The 19,043-nt window shown below is 60.6% G+C and carries 16 protein-coding genes; 6 read left to right on the top strand and 10 right to left on the bottom strand.

Translation table 11 applies throughout. From position 1 onward, the window contains the following. Positions 1–44: 44 nt before the first annotated feature. Positions 45–692 carry a glutathione S-transferase family protein gene (locus AB1E34_RS09160; protein WP_372572035.1) on the top strand — a complete coding sequence of 216 codons (648 nt, stop codon included), beginning with the start codon at positions 45–47 and terminating at the stop codon, positions 690–692. 57 nt (positions 693–749) lie between these two features. On the opposite strand, the gene AB1E34_RS09155 is transcribed toward AB1E34_RS09160, so the two are convergent. The 8 genes from AB1E34_RS09155 to AB1E34_RS09120 all read right to left on the bottom strand — a co-directional run bounded on the left by AB1E34_RS09155 (position 750) and on the right by AB1E34_RS09120 (position 10,146). Further along, entirely contained in the window at positions 750–1,985 is a 1,236-nt protein-coding gene (locus tag AB1E34_RS09155; protein ID WP_372572034.1) for an MFS transporter, read from the bottom strand. A gap of 2 nt (positions 1,986–1,987) precedes the next feature. Further along, a complete protein-coding gene (locus AB1E34_RS09150; protein ID WP_372572033.1) occupies positions 1,988–2,266 on the bottom strand; it encodes a hypothetical protein in 279 nt (92 codons plus the stop codon). After that, a complete protein-coding gene (locus tag AB1E34_RS09145; protein WP_372572032.1) occupies positions 2,263–5,841 on the bottom strand; it encodes a choice-of-anchor D domain-containing protein in 3,579 nt (1,192 codons plus the stop codon). Before AB1E34_RS09145 ends, AB1E34_RS09150 begins: the two co-directional genes overlap by 4 nt. Next, positions 5,838–6,179, bottom strand: coding sequence for a hypothetical protein (locus AB1E34_RS09140; protein ID WP_372572031.1), 342 nt, complete (start codon positions 6,177–6,179; stop codon positions 5,838–5,840). Before AB1E34_RS09140 ends, AB1E34_RS09145 begins: the two co-directional genes overlap by 4 nt. Positions 6,180–6,579: 400 nt before the next feature. Further along, the gene (locus AB1E34_RS09135; protein ID WP_372572030.1) at positions 6,580–7,212 is read right to left on the bottom strand and encodes a nucleoside/nucleotide kinase family protein; all 633 of its coding nucleotides are present in this window, start codon (positions 7,210–7,212) and stop codon (positions 6,580–6,582) included. Then, complete coding sequence (locus AB1E34_RS09130; RefSeq protein ID WP_306200054.1) at positions 7,209–7,976, bottom strand: ATP-binding cassette domain-containing protein; 768 nt, start codon at positions 7,974–7,976, stop codon at positions 7,209–7,211. Before AB1E34_RS09130 ends, AB1E34_RS09135 begins: the two co-directional genes overlap by 4 nt. Beyond that, entirely contained in the window at positions 7,976–9,037 is a 1,062-nt protein-coding gene (locus AB1E34_RS09125) for an ABC transporter permease (RefSeq protein ID WP_372572029.1), read from the bottom strand. The genes AB1E34_RS09130 and AB1E34_RS09125 overlap by 1 nt, the downstream gene beginning before the upstream one ends. A 95-nt stretch (positions 9,038–9,132) precedes the next feature. Next, entirely contained in the window at positions 9,133–10,146 is a 1,014-nt protein-coding gene (locus tag AB1E34_RS09120; RefSeq protein ID WP_372572028.1) for a sugar ABC transporter substrate-binding protein, read from the bottom strand. 190 nt (positions 10,147–10,336) lie between these two features. Between AB1E34_RS09120 and AB1E34_RS09115 the strand changes: the two genes are divergently transcribed. Then, on the top strand, positions 10,337–11,536 hold the full coding sequence (locus tag AB1E34_RS09115) for an ROK family transcriptional regulator (RefSeq protein WP_372572178.1): 1,200 nt from the start codon (positions 10,337–10,339) through the stop codon (positions 11,534–11,536). Positions 11,537–11,601: 65 nt separating this feature from the next. On the opposite strand, the gene AB1E34_RS09110 is transcribed toward AB1E34_RS09115, so the two are convergent. Next, complete coding sequence (locus AB1E34_RS09110; protein WP_372572027.1) at positions 11,602–13,404, bottom strand: NAD(P)-binding domain-containing protein; 1,803 nt, start codon at positions 13,402–13,404, stop codon at positions 11,602–11,604. Between the two features lie 324 nt (positions 13,405–13,728). On the opposite strand from AB1E34_RS09110, the gene AB1E34_RS09105 reads away from it, so the two are divergent. From AB1E34_RS09105 to AB1E34_RS09090, 4 genes are read left to right on the top strand one after another with little or no spacing between them, the layout of a single operon-like run. Beyond that, on the top strand, positions 13,729–14,181 hold the full coding sequence (locus AB1E34_RS09105) for a c-type cytochrome (protein ID WP_372572026.1): 453 nt from the start codon (positions 13,729–13,731) through the stop codon (positions 14,179–14,181). A 15-nt stretch (positions 14,182–14,196) separates the two neighbouring features. Beyond that, entirely contained in the window at positions 14,197–15,564 is a 1,368-nt protein-coding gene (locus AB1E34_RS09100; RefSeq protein WP_372572025.1) for a cbb3-type cytochrome c oxidase subunit I, read from the top strand. A gap of 5 nt (positions 15,565–15,569) precedes the next feature. Further along, entirely contained in the window at positions 15,570–16,379 is an 810-nt protein-coding gene (locus AB1E34_RS09095; RefSeq protein ID WP_372572024.1) for a CbbQ/NirQ/NorQ/GpvN family protein, read from the top strand. 9 nt (positions 16,380–16,388) lie between these two features. After that, entirely contained in the window at positions 16,389–18,323 is a 1,935-nt protein-coding gene (locus AB1E34_RS09090; RefSeq protein WP_372572023.1) for a nitric oxide reductase activation protein NorD, read from the top strand. Position 18,324: 1 nt separating this feature from the next. Here AB1E34_RS09090 and AB1E34_RS09085 read toward each other — a convergent pair whose 3' ends face one another. Next, the gene (locus tag AB1E34_RS09085; RefSeq protein WP_372572177.1) at positions 18,325–19,029 is read right to left on the bottom strand and encodes a Crp/Fnr family transcriptional regulator; all 705 of its coding nucleotides are present in this window, start codon (positions 19,027–19,029) and stop codon (positions 18,325–18,327) included. Positions 19,030–19,043 lie beyond the last annotated feature (14 nt).

The raw sequence follows: 19,043 nt of genomic DNA, 5'->3' as shown, positions 1-19,043 counted from the left end.
ATCGCTTGTGACAACGGGCGATCAGAAAGTGTGGCGGTTGGAAGATGCTGACGATCTACGCGATACCTCACAGCCTGTACTGCGCGAAGCTGCGCATAGCGCTGCGGCACAAGCAACTGGAGTGGAGAGAGGAGCCGCCGCCGGGCGGTGTTGGCTCTGATCAATTCAGGTCAATCATCCCCTCCGGCAACATACCGACGTTGAATGATGGCGGGTTCATACTGGGGGATTCCGAGGCGATCATCGAATACCTGGAAGAGGCGCATCCCGACAATTCCCTGATGCCGGAAAACCCGCGACATCGGGCTAGGTACCGTGAAATGAGCAGGTTTCACGATACCCGGCTGGAACCTGTGCTCAGGCAGTTTTTCCCATTGGTTGATCCGACCAACAGGGATCAGTCTAAAATTGGCGCCGCGATCATTGCAATGAATGCCAGGCTAAAGCAGCTCGATGCGATGCTCTCAGGGTTTGATCACGTGACATTGCGGCTGTTTGACTGCGGCTACCCGATCACCTTCCTTTGGTTGCGCGCCATTTCCGACCGGCTTGGCACGGCAGTTCAGTGGCCAGAGAATGTTGTTGCGTATGACAGTTGGCTCCGCAGCACCCCGACCGTATCGGAAGAAATCGCGCATTACATGCCACATGTCGAAGATTGGTTGGCAACCAAGCTTGGGGCGTCGGAATAGCAGGTCGTGCAACGTGATACCTGCGGAGAGCCCAGATGGCGCTTCTCGGACTACGCTCTAGCGCCCTCTGCGTGGTGCCTTTGCCCTTTCGACGCGCAGGGACTCATTTGCAGGTATCGCTAGGGAGGTTCCGGATACACACAGAATCCACAGCGCAATCATCAAGGGGATCGCTGCGATGCTGGCGAAGGAGGCCTGATAGGACATTGTGCTGACAAGCGCACCCGCCACGATGGGTCCGGCGATCTTGCCGGCGTTCCGGATGGCACCGATGCTGCCAAAGGCAAGCCCGAGATGCGCCGCCGGCGTGGCGCTCGCAACAAGTGACAATGTCGCCGGGCCGAACGCGCCCTGACCCGCACCGATAAATAGCGCCGCCGCCAGCATTGCGAACCACGTTGGCCCCATGGCCGACAAGATCAGCAGCCCAGCGGCAAGCGCCCCGAGGCCCAGCAAGAGTGGCACAGAAGGGCGTGTCCGGTCGGCGAGTCGCCCCATGGGTGGGCGCAGCGCGGCATTGGCACCCTCCTGGATCGCAAGGAATGTGCCGATTTCGATCGGCTGGTGTCCGGCAACGAGCGCCATGACTGGCATGAACGCCTTGACCGCGTAGATCGCCACATAGGTCGTGCCCTCAATCAGGGCCAGCACGACAAGCGGGCGGCTGGACGCGATGGCCCGCACAGCGCCGGTCAGTGACCAGTTTTGCGGGATCGCGACGTGATCCGCGTTTCTCAGATACAATGTCGGCACAAAGGCCAGCGCGGAAAGAAAGCACGTCCCGGCATAGATCGCTTCGGGTGCGGCGAAGGTCAGCGCGACACCTCCGATAAGAGGGCCAAGAATGTAGGATGCGGTGCGCGCCAGTCCGAACCAGCCAAAGGCCTCGGCCGCCGTTTTGCTGCGCCAGGCGGCGATATAGGCCAGGGTCACGGGGCCATAGATCGCAGTCGATAGCCCGTGAACAAGTCGTAATATGAACAGCTCGGAAGGGCGCTCGACAAAAAGGTACAGGCACGGGACCACGGTGAACAGCGTGGTCCCCGTCAGCAGCCAGACCCATCGCCCGCGATAATCCGACAGCAGGCCAAACAGCGGTTTGAGAAACAGTCCGGTTGCGGTCGATACAGAAATGATCGCGCCAAGCAGCAGAGGCGAGGCACCAAGACCATGGGCAAAAACCGGCAAAACCGGCGCTTTGCCAATCTGATAGCTTGTCCGCACAATCAGATCGGCGAGGAACAGCGCGACAAGCGCTGACCCCCCGGCCGGGGCGTTCGCACGGGGCAGCAAACCTAACCTCGGTCCATGTTATGTGGCCCCTGCCGTCGGATCAGGTCGCGACGGCGGGCACGGGTATGCCTGCCAATTCCGAGGGCGGCCATGACCAAAGCCGACACGATGATGATCAGGATAAGCAGGCCCATGAACAACATGGCGACCACCACACCGGCCAGAAAGGCCGAGAGGAGTATCGCGAGCGCAGGTGACGGTGCAAGCAGCGTTTTACTTAAGCGCTGCCGCACCACCGGCATGTCGCCTTGGTAACGGGTGATCCGGCGGCGATGGGTCAACAGGATTTCCCCGCCTTGATCATGTCACTCAGCTCTTGCCCGGCCCAACATTTCAAGGCCGAATGCAACGTGCGTTTCAGGTGGCCGGTCACGAAGATCGATACCTTTTTATTGTCCGGATCGTCGGACTTGACCACAAGCTTGCAACAGGCCGAGTTGTTGCAAGTCGGCGTGTATTTCACGATCAGGTCCAGACAGGAGCCGGGCTTGACCGTCGCCGGGAACGGGTTGCTGACGATTTTGAAGTTCAGACACTTCTGATCGCAGTGCCGCTTCTTGCCCTTGTGTTTGCCATAGCCGTCATCCTGGCAGCCGCAATCGCACCCGCATCCGCAACTGTCGCAGTGAGAGAGCTCTTCGCAGCGACTGGGTTGCTTGAAGCCCACCTTGGTCACATGAAGATCGCAATCGCCGGTATTGCAGATGGCAAAGGTGGTCAGGGCGTGGGTCCCAAGTTCGACCCCGCCGAAGCACCCTGTGCCGGTGATCGTCAGCTTGCCGCTTGGGGCAAAGCCGGTGAGATCGATGGTTGCCGGGCTCGCCGGGTCATCGCTGACCACCGTGATCGTGCCCGCTTTCGGGCCGAAGGAGGTCGGCTGGAATCGAATGCTCACCGGTACTGCCGCCCCCGAGGCGATGACGATCGGGAAGGTCAGGACCTGCGGCACGATGAACTCTGCCGAATTCGACGAGATTGCCGTGATCGTCAGTGGGCATTTGCCACTGTTGGACAGCACCAGTGTCTTGTCGCTGAAATGATCGACGCAGACCTTTCCGAAATCGCCGTGGTCAGCGAATGACAGCACCAGCCGCGGAGGTGGCGCGGTTCCACGCACTTCAAGCTGCGCCGGACTGTCGAGGTCATTGCTGCTGACGGTGATCACCGACACGTCACTGCCGAACGCCGTAGGCTGATAGCGCAGCGGCAGCGTCATGCTTGCGCCGGGTGCGATCTTCAGCGGGAAGGGCACGGTATTGGGCACAAAGAATTCCGGCGCGGCAGACGCAATCCCGCTGACCAGCAGCGGGCAGTGGCCGGAATTGTTGACCACCAGCCCCTGATCGCGGAACTTGCCGACACAGACCTCGCCAAAATCGCCGCTATCGGCGATCGACAGCTCGGCTGCCGCAGTGCCGCCCTCGCCGCTTGCAAGCAGATCGACGGTTGGCGATTCCGGGTCGTTGCTGGCGATCCGAATGGTTGCCAGATCTGTCGCGCCCGGTGCCGATGGCGTGTAGGTCAGCGTGAAATCGACCTCGCCCCCGGGAGCAATCGACAGGGGTGTGGAAGGGAAGGCTTCGATGCTGAACGCGGTCGAGCCAAGGATGCGCTGCACGCTCTTGATGATCAGGTCATCGGTGCCGACATTGAAAACCTGTAATGTCAGCGACACAGGGCCTTCGCAGACTGTTCCGAATTCGAACCTGTCTTCAAGGTTGACGGCAATGACCGGGCCTTCGGGCGCGGCAAATTCGAACACACCTCGCCCGTAGGTCGCAGCCCGCAACACGTTTGAGCCGCGCCCGACCACAATATCGGTCACCGGCGCGTTGGGGAAATGCAGGTCGTCCAGCACGTACCAAGTGTTGCCCCGATCCACCGAGCGCAGCACGCCCAGATCGCAGCCTGCATAGATGGTCGAAGGCGTCTCATCCCCGTCCAGCGCGATGGCGCCGAATGGCACGTTCACGTCTGGCGAGATATCGGCCCATTGTGTGCCGCCAATCGTGGTGCGAAAAACATGCCCCGGCGCGCCAGCCGTGGCGAAACCGCCAAGCACGCAGAAGATCGCCGTCTCGTCGTTGGGATCAAAACTTGATCGCGTGACGTTTCGACCCGGCAGGTTTCGCGTGATATTCGTGAATGTGACGCCATTGGGAAGTCCGACCGTCGCCGCCATCGCATTGGTTGACACAAAGACCTGCCCGCCAGCTGAAACGACCACATTGTTGCCGTTGGTCGGCGATACTGCGATCCTCGGGGTGATAAAGCCCGATGCGACGGGAAAGATCGTGCGCCATGTGACGCCGCCATCGAGGCTCTGCCAGATATTGGCGTTGCTCGCGACGTAGAAGATGCCGTCATTGCCGGGATCAGCGGCAAGGCTCGCCAGATAGAAGGCATCCTCGGCGCTGCCTGCGGCCCAGGGGGTCACGTCATTGTTGCTGCCGCCATCATCAGTCGAGCGACGCACCCTTGTTGCAGGGTTGCCGCCGTTGCGCGTGAACAGCATGCGATCGGCGGTCACACCGTCATAGACAATGTCCCAGCCATCCGCGCCACCGATCGACGTCCACCCCAGCGCGCCGTTGGTGCGCTTGTGCCCGTTGTCCTGAAAGCCAGCGACGGTTACGTCACCGGTGGCTCCGGGTTTGATGTCCATGTTGTAAATCAACGTGGTCTGGAAGCCGCCGGAATTCAGTGCCGTCCAATTCGCGCCATCATCCGTCGAGCGGAAAATACCCCCGTCATTGCCACAATAGATCGTGGTCGTCGCGGGCGCTGGCGGTTGGAAGAAGCCCCAGGCATGGGTATCGGCATGGAGTCCATTTGAGATGTTGGAGAAATTTGCGCCTGAATCGGATGACCGCACCTGGTTTTGCGTGCCCCAATACAGGATATCGTTGGCACCATCCCCGGGTGAGGCGGGATCAACCTCCAGCGTCATGCAATAACCCGCGAAAGTCGTCGCGGCGGCTGCGCCTGCTGCGGCCTGCTGAGTCCATGTCGCGCCCTGATCCGTGCTCATGAACAGACCGATCGGGTCCGGGTTGGAGCCACGAACGTTATGCGCGATGACCGCATACATCACCTGGACACCACCCGCCGCAGGGGGCGAGGTTGGTGGCGCAAGCCGCGCAAGGACCTGCCCCATCACCACTCCGCCACCCAGAACGGCTGCAACCGCCGGGGTGGCGGCCGTCATGATCGGCGCCCAGTTTGCTCCGCCATCGGTGGACTGGAACACGCCCTGACCGCTGATACCCGAATAAAGGATACGCGCTCCGGCAGGTGAGGTGGTGTCAAGCTCCAGCGAGCGGGCGTCCAAATTCGCCGTCCCGGCACCCTGAACCCAGTTCTGGCCACCATCATCCGAGATCCAGACACCACGGCTCGTCGCGGCATAGACGATCTGCGAATTTGCCGGATCAACAATGATCGAATTGACATTGCGGTTCGCGAAATCATCCGCGTTGCCATCATTGCCCTCGGGATAGCCCGAGCCGAGCAGTATCCAGCTCGATCCACCATCACGGGATTTGAATATACCGACCCTCTGCTGCACCGAGACCGCGGCGCGTGTGCTTGTGCCGACATAGATCACATCGGTGTCGCCCGGATCGATGGCCACGCAGTTGGGCTCTCCGATCGCAAGGCACAGCTCTTCGTCAAAAAGGGCCAGCCAGGTTGCGCCTCCGTCTCCAGTTTTCCAGACGCCGCCATCGGCGGTGCCGATATAGAGGATGTCCGGATCGCTGGGGTGCGTTGCGATTGATGTGACCAGACCGTTATCTTCGCGTCCGCCCGTGATCGGGCTGGGGCCAATGGGTTTCCAAACTGTTCCCGGTATCATTTCTTGCCCTCCGCTCCGCCATTTGCGTCGTCGTCGCCTTCGTCATCGTCGTCCGGAGGGGCAGGAGGGATGAAAGTGGGCTTGCCGCGCACGGCGCCGGGAAGCTTCTGGAACTGGTCAACCGCGCGGGCATAGGCTTGCGATGAGGGCGTTTCGCCCCCTTCAAGCCGGTGTTTCAAAAAGGCTTCGTGAACATCGAGGTTTTCAGGCACTTCGCCGATAGGCTCGTCATCGCCTCCGCCGTCGCCATATCCCCCGCCGTTCCCACCACCGGAGCCACCCGAGCCCTTTTTCGTTGGTTTTCGTGTCTTTGGTTTCGTCGATTTAGAATTCGCCATGATCAGACGCTCCTCTGAAATTGAGGTTCTGAATAACGAGCGACATGGGTCTGGTAACCGAACGACCGATGCTAAAAATTCAAGAGCACAAGACGCGTTAGACGTGTGGGGTCGGTTCGATGTGTTGGGGCCAGCCTTCGAAGATTGCTGTCACTCATTAACCTGGATTCGCGCAAAAGAACGCGCATGCAAAATTGCAGTAACTCAAATTTATATTGAAAAAATGGTAGCATTCGGTCCCGATTCCGTCAAACGCGTCTCTTGATTTGCGCAAGGTACCGCCCATCGGAGGAAGTCGTCTGACTGCAACCTATGCAGGTTATTTCTTGTTCCAGAGAGGGTTAGCGCCTGGGGCCGGGTTTGCGTGGAAGGCGCTGCAAATTTGTTAGCGCTGCCCGCGTTAGCCCGTTCTGACCGTCAGGTCTGCGGGCAACATGGCCTCTGCGATTCTACGGGCGTTTGCAATGTCGTTCCGGGTTGCGCGGGTGGTGGCGTCCTCATGCGACAACCCGTGATCCAGCCACCTTTTGACAAGTCGTTCTTCGAGGATCCGCAGCGGAACCTCCAGGCGAACCGAGAAATCCCAGTGCTCGTGTAGATCCCGCCACAGAGGCGCGTCGAAAAGCAGGTAGTTCCCCTCGATGATGACCGTATCGCAACGCGGGTCGATCAGGCCGCCTCCCGCGATAGCGATATCGCGGGCCCGGTCAAAGGTCGGATAGAAGACCTCATCTTCCACCTGCAGTCGGGTTGTCAGATGGGCAAAGCCGCTGACATCAAAGGTTTCGGGCGCGCCCTTGCGGTCGAGCAGGCCACGTTCGATCAGGGTCGGGTTGTGCAGGTGGAACCCGTCCATGGGCACCACCTGAGTGTCACATCCGCTCTCGGTGAGCCGCTCTGCAAGCGCTTCGGCCAATGTGGATTTGCCGCTGGCAGGTGCGCCAACCAGCGCCACAAGGCGTCGCCTGCCCGCACGGGGCGCGGCGAGGATAGACTCGACCAGCGACGTGACCGGTGGGTGCAGTGCCATCATGCGGCTTCGGGGGCCTCTTTTGCGCCGGTCATGAAGGCGACAGCGTCGGACATGGTGTAATCCTTGGGGTCGATCACACAGAGCCGCTTGCCCAGCCGGTGGACATGGATGCGGTCGGCAACCTCGAAGACATGGGGCATGTTGTGACTGATCAGAATGATCGGGATGCCGCGTGATTTCACGTCCTGGATCAGTTCCAGCACCTTGCGGCTTTCCTTGACCCCCAGCGCGGCAGTGGGTTCGTCCAGGATGATGACCTTGGACCCGAACGCCGCAGCACGGGCCACGGCCACGCCCTGACGTTGTCCGCCCGACAAGGTTTCGACCGCCTGATTGATGTTCTGGATCGTCATCAGCCCAAGCTCGGTCAGCTTGTCGCGGGCAAACTTCTCCATCGCGGCGCGGTCGAGCTGGCGCAGGTATTTGCCACGCCAGCCGGGTTTGCGAATTTCGCGGCCCATGAACATGTTATCCGCAATCGACAGGGCAGGGGACATGGCGAGGGTCTGGTAGACGGTTTCGATCCCTGCTTCGCGCGCTTCGATCGGCGAAGTGAACTGCACGTCCTGACCTTCGAGCGTCACGGTGCCCTCATCCGGGATGACAGCACCCGACACCGCCTTGATCAGTGAGCTTTTGCCCGCACCATTGTCGCCGATCACGGCCAGGATCTCTCCGGGCATCAGATCGAAATCGCATCTGTCGAGGGCGGTTACCTTGCCGTAGCGCTTGACCAGACCACGGCCTTTGAGGATCGGTTCCATTATGCTGCCACCTTTCTGATCCACTGGTCCACGGCGACAGCCGCGATGATGAGCGCGCCGATCAGCAGGAAGGTCCATTGTGCATCCGCGCCCAGCAGGCGCAGGCCCAAAGTGAAGACCCCGACAATCAGCGCACCAAAGAACGTGCCCAGGATCGAGCCACGCCCGCCAAAAAGCGAGATGCCCCCGATCACCACGGCGGTGATGCTTTCAATGTTGAGAAGCTGCCCGGAGGTCGGCGAGACCGACCCGATCCGCCCGATCAGGGCCCAGCCTGCGAAGGCACAGATCAAACCGGCCAGCGCATAGACCGAGATCAGCGTCTTGCGCACGTTCACGCCGGACAGTTCCGCCGCCTCGGGATCATCCCCCACTGCGTAGACGTGCCGTCCCCAGGCTGTGTGGCGCAGCACATAGGCCAACACCAGCACGAGGCAGATCAGGAAGATCACGCCGAGGGTGAACACCGCCCCGCCGATATTGACCTTGGCCCCCAGCAATTGCAGCAGCGGGGCGTTGTCCTCGATCTCCTGACTGCGAATGGTCTCGTTAGCCGAGTAGAGAAAGTTGGCGGCCAGCACGATTTGCCACATGCCCAACGTCACGATGAAGGGCGGCAGTTTCATGACGGCAACCAGCCAGCCGTTGACGTAGCCGATGGCGGTGCCGAAAGCGAGGCCGCAAAGGATCGAGGTTTCCACCGGTATCCCGTATCGGAAGGTGAATTGCCCCATCACCACCGAAGAAATCACCGCGATTGCCCCGACGCTCAGATCGATGCCGGCGGTCAGGATGACGAGGCTTTGTGCCGCCGCCACGATGCCCACGATCTGTACTTGTTGCAGGATCAGCGTCAGCGCGAAGGGCGAGAAGAACTTGCTGCCCAGAAGGGCGCCGAAAATCACGACTGCTGCGACCAGAACGATCAGCGGCACAAGGGCCGGTGTTGTATGCAAGGCGTGGTGGAACCGGCCGACCAGCCCCTTTTCGTGATCGTCGAAGGAAGCCACCTCGGCATCCGCGCTGGAGGCCGCAGCTTCGAAATTGTCCGACGGGGACATGGGTTTCCTCCCGGTAGTAGCAGTGGTTTTGGGTTGGTGTGACGGGCGCGGTTCAGTACGCCCGCCATCTTATGTTCAAGCGTTTGAGGCGCTTATCAGCCCCAGCACAGCTCGGTTCCCTTGGCCGTGTCTATGCTGTCCACGCCCTCGACAGGGTTGTCGGTGACCAGCGACACCCCGGTGTCAAAGAAATCCTTGCCGTCGGTGGCTTGCGGTTTGGTTCCGTCCTTGGCCCAGGCGGCAATCGCCTCGATGCCTTTGGAGGCCATCAGCAGCGGATATTGCTGCGAGGTCGCGCCGATCACACCATCCTTGACGTTGTCGACACCGGGGCACCCACCATCGACCGATACGATCAGAACGTCGTTTTCTCGCCCGATATCCTTGAGCGCCTCATAGGCCCCGGCGGCAGCGGGTTCGTTGATGGTGTAGACAACGTTGATTGTCGGGTCCTTGGCCAGAAGGTTCTCCATCGCCTTGCGGCCGCCTTCTTCATTACCTGCGGTGATGTCATTGCCGACAATGCGCGGATCGGTTTCATCGCCCCATTTGTTGGGATCGCCCAGATCAATGCCGAAGCCCTGCAGGAAACCCTGATCGCGCAGCACGCCGACGGTTGGCTGGCTGACCGCCAGATCAAGCATTGCGATCCGGGCATTTGCCGCCTCATCACCAAGCGCCGCTGCGGCCCATTGGCCAATCAACTCACCAGCCAGGAAATTGTCGGTGGCAAAGGTCATGTCGGCCGAGTCGATCGGCTCAAGTGGGGTGTCCAGCGCGATGACCAGCAGCCCGGCTTCGCGGGCCTGTTCAACGGCCGGCACGATGGAACTGGTGTCGGATGCGGTCAGCAGAATGCCCTTGGCCCCACCCGCGATGCAGGTTTCAATGGCGGCCACCTGGGTTTCGTGGTCGCCATCGACCTTACCCGCATAGCTGCTCAGGCTCACACCCAGTTCGGCTGCCTTGGCTTCGGCGCCTTCGCGCATCTTCACGAAGAAGGGGTTGGTGTCCGTCTTGGTGATCAGGCAGGCGGCAACCTCATCCGCCGAGGCGGTTCCGGCCAGCGCGGTCAAGGCCAATGCCGACGAAGTCAAAAGTCTTTTCATGATGTCCTCCCAAGGAAATAACTTGCAACCGGGGTGGTTACACCCGGCCCGAACCTGAACGCTCTCCCGGCTTCAGGTTGCCTGCTAGCAAGCCCGATTCCCTTCTGTCTGTCAATAAATAAATAAACTTGATTTATTAAACCGCTTTGGGCATCTTTCCCTTGAACAGGAGATCACTATGGTCGGCATCATGGATGGCCAAGATGTCAGAGAGCATATCGGGGGCGTGAACCAGAGCGGGGTTCGCGACTATAACGAACGCCTGCTTCTTTCCATGCTGCAACGCAACGGTGCCATGCCGGGCAGCGATCTGGCGCGGCGCGCCGGGCTGTCGCCGCAAACGGTCTCGGTCATCCTGCGCAAGCTTGAGAAAGACGGGTTCGTCAAGCGTGGCCAGCCGATCCGCGGCAAGGTTGGCAAACCCTCGATCCCGATGGAATTGAACCCCGACGGGGTGCTGTCCTTCGGGTTGAAGATCGGCCGCCGCAGCGCGGATCTGTTGCTGCTCGATTTCGCGGGCAGGGTGCGCAATCAACTTCGAACCTCCTTTGACTATCCGCTGCCCGACGCTGTGCTTGGCTTTCTCGAAAGGGGAATGGAAACATTGTGCAGCGATCTGGATGCCAGCGCGCTGGCGCGGCTGTGCGGGATCGGGATCGCCGCGCCTTTCGAACTTTGGAAATGGCACGATCTGGTGGGTGCGCCCGCCAACAAGTTTGAAACCTGGAAAGACCTGAGCTTTGCCGAGCAAGTCGCTGGTTTCAGTGAGCTTCCGGTTTTTGTCGTCAATGACGCCACTGCCGCCTGCCGGGCCGAGCATCTTTATGGCAGCGCGAAGAAGTACCGCGACTATGCCTATTTCTTCATCGGGTCGTTCATTGGCGGCGGCGTCGTTCTGAATGACACGGTGTTCGAGGGCAATCAGGGCAATGCAGGTGCGCTGGGGTCGATGCGCAGCACCGGGCCCTTGGGTGAGAGCCGGCAATTGATCGATGTCGCCTCGATCCACCTGCTTGAGGCGCGCCTGATCGAGGCGGGACTGGACCCCAAGCTGCTCTGGCGGCAACCACAGGATTGGAGCGCCCTGTCGCGCTATGTCGACCCTTGGATCGGCGAAACGGCGCAGGAACTGGCCAAGGCGTCGCTGTCGATCTGTTCGGTGATCGATTTCGAGGCGATCCTGATCGATGGCGCCTTTCCCGAACCCGTACGCAACGAATTGGTGGAGCGGGTTCGCCGCTACCTGATCAATCAGGACACCCGCGGATTGGTGGTCCCTCAGATCGAACCGGGCAGCATCGGTGGCAATGCCCGCGGGATCGGCGCGGCAAGCAGCCCGTTCTTTTCGCAGTATCTGCTGAACACAAATGCCGGGCTATCGGCGATTTAACCGACATCCGGCGGCCCCGATCCTATCAAGATCAGCGCCACCTCAGACCATATCGGACGGCAAGATCAACGCCCGAGGTGATGCACCTCCTGCAGTCCATAGACCGGCGTGTCCAACCCCTCCATCCTTGCTTTCAGTTGCAGCGACAGGAATTGCGAATAATGACGCGACTGGTGCAGGTTGCCGCCATGGAACCACAACGCCTCTTGCTGGGTGGGCTTCCACATGTTGCGCTGTTCGCCTTCCCAAGGACCGGGATCTTTGGTGGTATCCGAGCCAAGGCCCCAGACCTTACCGACCTTGTCGGCCATGTCCTGCCCCATCAGGTCCGCAACCCAACCATTCATCGAGCCATAACCGGTGGCGTAAACGATCAGGTCGGCCTCAAGCTTTTCGCCGGTATCCAGAATGACCCCGTCCTCGACCACCTCGACCACCTGACCGCGCTTGAGCTTGATTTCGCCATCGATGATCAACTGACTTGCGCCAATATCGATGTAATAGCCCGACCCGCGGCGCAGATACTTCATGAACAGTCCCGAGTCATCATCGCCCCAATCCAGCCAGAACCCTGCCTTTTCCAGACCCTCGTAGAAGTTGGCATCGCGCTTTTTCATCTCTGCATAGGCCGGGATCTGGAACTGGTGCAGAATCCGGTAGGGCAGGGAGGCAAAGATCAGATCGGCCTTTTCGGTGGTCACCCCCGCCGCGACCGCCTCTTCCGAGTAAAGCGCGCCAAGGCCCACATCCATCAACGTGTCCGAGCGCACGATATGGGTGGAGGATCGCTGCACCATGGTCACATCGACATCGTTCTCCCATAGCGCCGCGCAGATATCATGGGCCGAGTTATTCGAGCCGATCACCAGCGCCTTCTTGCCTTTGTAAGCGTCCGGACCGGGATGTTTCGAGGAATGATGCTGATCGCCCTTGAACCTGTCCATACCGGGGAAGTCAGGCACATTGGCCTTGCCCGACATGCCGGTGGCCATGACCAGTTGTTTGGGTTTCAGCACCACCTCTTCGCCATCGCGATCCACGACCACGGTCCACTCGCCAGCGGCCGCATCATAGCTGGCGGATTTCGCGGTGGTGTGGGTCCAGTAGTTCAGCTCCATCACCTTGGTATACATCTCCAACCAGTCGCCGATCTTGTCCTTGGGTGAGAAGACCGGCCAGTTCTCGGGGAACTTGATGTAGGGCAGATGGTCGTACCAGACCGGGTCATGCAGGCAGAGCGACTTGTAACGGTTGCGCCAACTGTCGCCCGGGCGCTCATTGCGCTCAACAATAATGGTGGGCACGCCAAGCTGGCGCAGCCGCGCGCCAAGCGCGATGGCGCCCTGACCGCCGCCGATGATCAGGCAATAGGGCTGGGTCTGATAACCAAGCTCTGCCTCTTCCTTTTCGCGCTCTTCTTTCCAGGTGGTGCGGTGTTTACCTGCCCCATGTTTGGCACCAAGCGGGCGCGCAAACCCTCTGGGTTCTTCATGGCCCTTCAATTCGACCATCGTGGTCAGCAGGGTCCAGATCTTGCCACCCATCAACCGGATCAGGCCATAGCCCCGCGCGAGTTCGGTCTCGAAACTGATCCAGGCGGTGACGACGCCGTCCTCTTCGGTCGGGACCTCGCCTTCGGCGATCGACCAGCTCGAAGGCTTTGTGGTCGCCAACTGATGAGAGAGCATGTCGGCAACCTGATCTTTGCCCTCTACTGTCTTGAGGTTCCAGGTAAAGGTCACAAGGTCGCGCCAGTAGCATTCATCGGCAAACATGTCTGTTGCCCGGGCGATATCGCCCTCGGCAAGCGCCTGTCCGAATTCGTCCAGCAAAGCCTGGGTCTGGTCGGCAAGTGTTGTATCGAGCATTCTGTCCTCCCTGATTATGTCATCGATCAGATACTGACCGATCCGGTCCGCCAAAGGCAGGCGGCCCAAGGGCCGTTTGGTGCGACGGCCCCATCCAAGCCGCTTGGTTAATCCGGCCAGGTCATCTTCTTGGTGTTCACCGGGACCCTATCATCAAATCCAACTCGAAGTGGACTGCCACTTTGGTCGCCGCTCTGGCCTGAACTCGACCGCCGCCCTCCATTCGGATGGCTTAATCGCACAGGCTTGACTTTCGTTAAGGCCCCGGCCGCGCGCAGACGACATGGTTTTCCTCATCACCAACGCGGCGCAAAGGAGAGCGCAATGCGCGAAGTCATGACCAAGAGCATGGCCCGCAATATTTTTTATGGCGGGTCGCTATTCTTCATCCTCATCTTTGTGGGGCTGACCGTACACTCACACCGCTACATCGTGAACACCTCGACCGCGTCCGAGCCGCTGACCGAAAGCGTGGCAGCGGGCAAACGTGTGTGGGAGGAAAACGCCTGCATCAACTGCCACACAATCCTGGGCGAAGGGGCCTATTTTGCGCCCGAACTGGCCAACGTGATGACCCGGTGGGATGTGCTGGATGATCGTGAATCGGCGTTTGAGACGCTCAAGGGCTGGATGGAAAGCCAACCCACCGGGATCGAGGGGCGGCGGCAGATGCCCAATTTCGACCTGAGCGATGAAGAGCTGCAGAACCTCACCGATTTCCTCATCTGGACAGACCATATCGACGCCCAGGAATGGCCGCCGAATGACGCAGGTTAAGGAGGGCTTGACCCAATGAAATATCAATCCCAGAAAATCGCGCTGGCCTATTTCGCCGTGGCCATGGCGCTGTTTGCGATCCAGGTGCTTGGCGGCCTGCTGGCGGGCTGGATCTATGTCTCGCCCAACACGCTGTCGGAGTCGCTGCCGTTCAACATCGTGCGCATGCTGCACACCAACTCGCTGATCGTCTGGCTGATCACCGGCTTCTTTGGCGCGGCCTATTTCCTGATCCCCGAAGAGACCGAGCGTGAGATCCATTCGACCAAGCTGGCCTATATCCAGCTGGCCATTCTGGTGATCGGCACGCTTGGCGTTGTGCTAACCTATGTCTTCAACCTGTTCGAGGGGAACTATTTCCTCGGCAAAGAAGGCCGCGAGTTTCTTGAGCAACCCAAATGGGTCAAGGCCGGGATCGTCGTAGCCGCGCTGATCTTTCTCTACAACGTCACCATGACGGTGCTGAAGGGCCGCAAGACCGCAATCAGCAACATCCTGATCCTGGGCCTCTGGGGGCTGGCGCTGCTGTTCCTCTTCGCCTTCTACAACCCTGAAAACCTTGGGCTGGACAAGCTCTACTGGTGGTACGTGGTCCATCTCTGGGTCGAAGGTGTATGGGAACTGATCATGGCGTCGATCCTTGCCTATCTGATGCTGAAGCTGACCGGTGTGGATCGCGAGGTGGTCGAAAAATGGCTCTATGTTATCGTCGCCGCCGCGCTGTTCTCGGGCATCCTTGGCACCGGGCACCATTACTACTGGATCGGCACACCGGGCTACTGGCAGTGGATCGGTTCGATTTTCAGCTCGCTTGAGGTGATCCCGTTCTTTGCGATGATGGCCTTTGCCTTTGTCATGGTCTGGAAGGGCCGCAGGGATCATCCCAACAAGGCAGCACTTCTGTGGTCGCTGGGCTGTGCCACGCTGGCCTTCTTTGGTGCCGGTGTCTGGGGCTTCCTGCATACGCTGCACGGTGTGAACTACTACACCCACGGCACGCAGATCACCGCAGCCCATGGTCACCTTGCTTTCTTCGGGGCCTATGTCTCGCTGAACCTGGCGATCTTCACCTATGCGATGCCGATCCTGAAAGGGCGCGATCCCTATAACCAGGTGCTGAACATGGCGTCCTTCTGGCTGATGTCGGGTGGCATGGTCTTCATGACCTTCGTGCTGACCTTCGCAGGCACCATCCAGACGCATATGCAGCGGGTTCTGGGCGACTACTTCATGGATGTGCAGGATCAGGTCGCGATCTTCTACTGGATGCGCTTTGGCTCGGGTCTGGTGGTAGTGATCGGCGCGCTGCTGTTCATCTACGCCATCTGGGTGCCTCGTAAAGAGGTCATCGAACCCGGCGCTGCCGAAACACCTGCGGAGTGATTGAAATGGATGGGTCCCTAAACTTGGAAAAGGGGGCGGCTAACGCCCCCTTCTACCTTGCCCAGGGCGATGAATGTGATGTCTTCGCAGCGGCTTACACCAACAACCTGCCGGTTCTGCTGAAAGGGCCGACAGGCTGCGGCAAGACCCGGTTCGTGGCGCATATGGCCGCGCAGCTTGGCCGACCGCTTTATACGGTGGCATGCCATGACGATCTGGCCGCGGCTGATCTGATCGGGCGCTATCTGCTGAAAGGCGGTGAGACCGTCTGGGTCGATGGCCCGCTGACACGCGCGGTGCGCGAAGGCGCGATCTGCTATCTCGACGAAGTGGTCGAGGCGCGCAAGGATGTGACGGTGGTGCTGCATCCGCTCACCGATGACCGGCGCATCCTGCCGATTGATCGGACCGGCGAAGAGCTGGAAGCCGCGCCAGGCTTCATGCTGGTGGCCTCCTACAACCCCGGATACCAGAACATCCTCAAGACGTTGAAACCGTCGACCCGGCAACGCTTCATCTCGATGGAGTTCGATTTCCCCGCCGCGCCGGTAGAAACGCAGATTGTGGCGCAGGAAAGCGGTCTCGACCCGGATCGCTGCGCTGCGTTGGTACGGCTGGCGAGCAAGCTGCGTGGATTGAAAGGCCAGGATCTGGAAGAAGGGGTTTCGACCCGCCTCGTGGTCTATGCCGCCACGCTGATCGCGCAGGGTATGTCGACCGACCGCGCGATTCTGGCGGCGATGGTCGAACCGCTGACCGATGACGAGGATATCAAACGCGGCCTCCTCGATCTTGTCACTGCCGTCTTTGGGTGAGGCCGGCGTATGGGCAGGATCGAGTTTGAGCCATGGGAACCCGAAGAAACCATCGGGAAACTGTGGCACAGCCTTGCCAGCCGTCTGGATGCGCCACTGGCGCATGACGAGGCCGCGGTCGACCTCTCCGAGGTTGCCGGACGGCTGGCCGTTCTGTTTCGCGGGCTTGGCGGTGGCGCTAGCGTAGAGCTGCGCCCGGTCTCGCCCGAGGTCTCGCGCCACCGGTTGGGCTGGCGGCGACAGCTTGGCACCGAAGCCGAAGCGCTGCCGCGCGCCAGTTTCGACGGTGAGGTGCTGCGCCTGCCGGACCGGCTGGCGGTCTATCCGGTGCGCGAGGCTAACGCCGCGCTTTATGTCTGGCTGGCCGCCGTCTCGGCCCATGCCGGGACACAGATCGACGAGCCGGACCCGCTGCGCGCCGATCTGGGCGCTCTGGATGAAGCTCAGCAAATGGTGAGCCGAACCCTAAAAAACGCACCGGGCCTGCGCCCGCTCTATGAAGAGTTGTGCAAGGGGCTGCTGTGTCAGCGCATGGTGCCAATCCTGCCGCCTGCCGAGGCGGCGGTGGAAGAGGTGATCCGCCACATGCTGGGCGATCCAAGCCCGCTTTCATTACAGGCAAGGCGTTTGCAAGCGCCGTCAATTGGTTTTGAACCCGATATCAGCGCCCCGCGCGGCTATCAGCCCTTTCGCCCGGTGCCACTCTGGCCCGAATTGCGGGCGGTGACCTTCTCTGACGCGCATGAGGTGGAAAACCGCGATACGGAGGGACCGCCGGAAGAGTCCGGAGAAAAGACCCATCGCGCGCGGCGGCGCAAATCCGATCAGGCGGCCCGCAGTGACAGTTTCATCCTGCACAAGTTCGAGGCGATCCTCAGCTGGACCGAGTTCCTCAACCTCAATCGCCGCGTCGATGATGACGATCCCGACAACGCCAAGAAAGCGGCAGACGATCAGGATGAGATCGGGCTGGGCCAAATTTCCAAGGCGCCGCCGACGCGGCTGAAGCTGCATCTCGACCTCGCGCCCGAAGATGTGGACCGCGAGCGGTTGTCGTGCCGCGTGCTTTATCCCGAATGGGATGTGCGGTCGGGCCAGTATCTGCCCGATCACGTGAACGTTCTGACCTCGGAGGCCGACATCCGGGAGGAGGCAGACAGCTTCGGGCAGGACACCGCCACCGCCCGTCGCATCCGCGCGGTCAAGCGACAGTTCGAGGCGCTGCGCCCCGGGCGGGAGATGACGCGGGGCCATCTTGACGGCGACCAGATGGACCTGGACGCGGCAGTGCGGGCAGAATCCGACCGCGTTGTCAGCGGTCAGGGCAATGATCGGATCTGGATGCAGTCGCGCCCCGAGGCGCGCGATCTGGCCGTGTCGATCCTGCTCGATATCAGCCGCTCTACCGAAAGCGCGGTGTCGGGACGGGCCGTCATTGATGTCGAGCGAGAGGCACTGGCCGCACTTGCGTGGGGCCTGAATGCCTGTGGTGACGACTTTGCGATCCACGCGTTTTCATCACTCAAGCGCGACCGTGTCTATGTGCAGCGTTGCAAAGGGTTTGACGAGGCGATGGGACCACGGGTCGAACAGCGCATCGCCTCGCTGCGTCCTGGTTTTTACACCCGCCTCGGTGCGGCGATCCGCCATGCCTCTGCCGATCTGGCAGAGCAGAGCCGCAAGCGCCGACTGCTGCTGGTCATCACCGACGGCAAACCCAACGATCTGGACCATTATGAAGGCCGCCACGGGATCGAGGATACCGCCATGGCGGTGCGCGAGGCGCGCCGGGCGGGGCAGTCGGTCTTTGGAGTAACCGTCGACAAAACCGGCAAGAGTTGGTTCCCGCGCATGTTCGGGCAAGGGGGCTTTGCGGTCATTCCCGATCCGGCGCGCCTGACGCTGGCGCTGCCGCAAATCTACCGGCAACTCGTGGGCGCTTGATCTAACCCTTGTGCCAGCTATCGGCGCGATCGGTTTCGGCGTATTCGCGCAAAGCCTCGATATCGGCAATTTCGGCATGGTTGCGGCTGACACGCACACCTGCGGTTTTCAACCGGGAAAAGGCGCGTGACAGGCTTTCGGGCTTCATGCCTAGACGCCCGGCGATCAGCATCTTGTCATAGGGCAACGTGACCTCGCAACCGCCCGCCTCCCCTTGGCAGAGTGTCAGCAGGAACTCGGCCACCCGTTGCGCCCCGGTCTGTGCCTTGAGCTGCTCAAGCTGCGACACCAGCCCATGGAGATGGCTGAAGGTTGCCGCCAGGATAGAAATTCCGATCTCCGGGTCCTTGCGCATCAGCGAGATCAGCACGTTTGCCGGAATATGCATCACTTCGCAGGGGGACACGGCCTCTGCCGAGACAGGATAGGGCAGGTTGTGCAGGGCAACAGCCTCGCCAAAGCTCTCGCCCTTGGTAAAGACGCTGACCACCGCCTCTGCCCCTGTCGGAGAAACGCGATACAGTTTGACCCAGCCGTCCAGCACCACATGGATCGCATGCGCGTTTTCTTCCTGCAGGAACAGGGTCTCGCCACGATCATAGCTGCGCCACAGCGCATGGCTCAGCACGTGCTCAACGTGTTGTTCCGGCAGCGATCGCACCAGCAGCGATTTGCGGGCCACGAGTTTATGGGCGTCATGCGTCACGTCTGGCACCTTTG

Origin of the sequence: Ruegeria jejuensis (assembly GCF_041537905.1) — a bacterium.
Taxonomy (GTDB): Bacteria; Pseudomonadota; Alphaproteobacteria; order Rhodobacterales; family Rhodobacteraceae; genus Ruegeria_C.
Note: the sequence above shows the minus strand (reverse complement) of the source record. Positions and strands in the feature narration are given on the sequence as shown.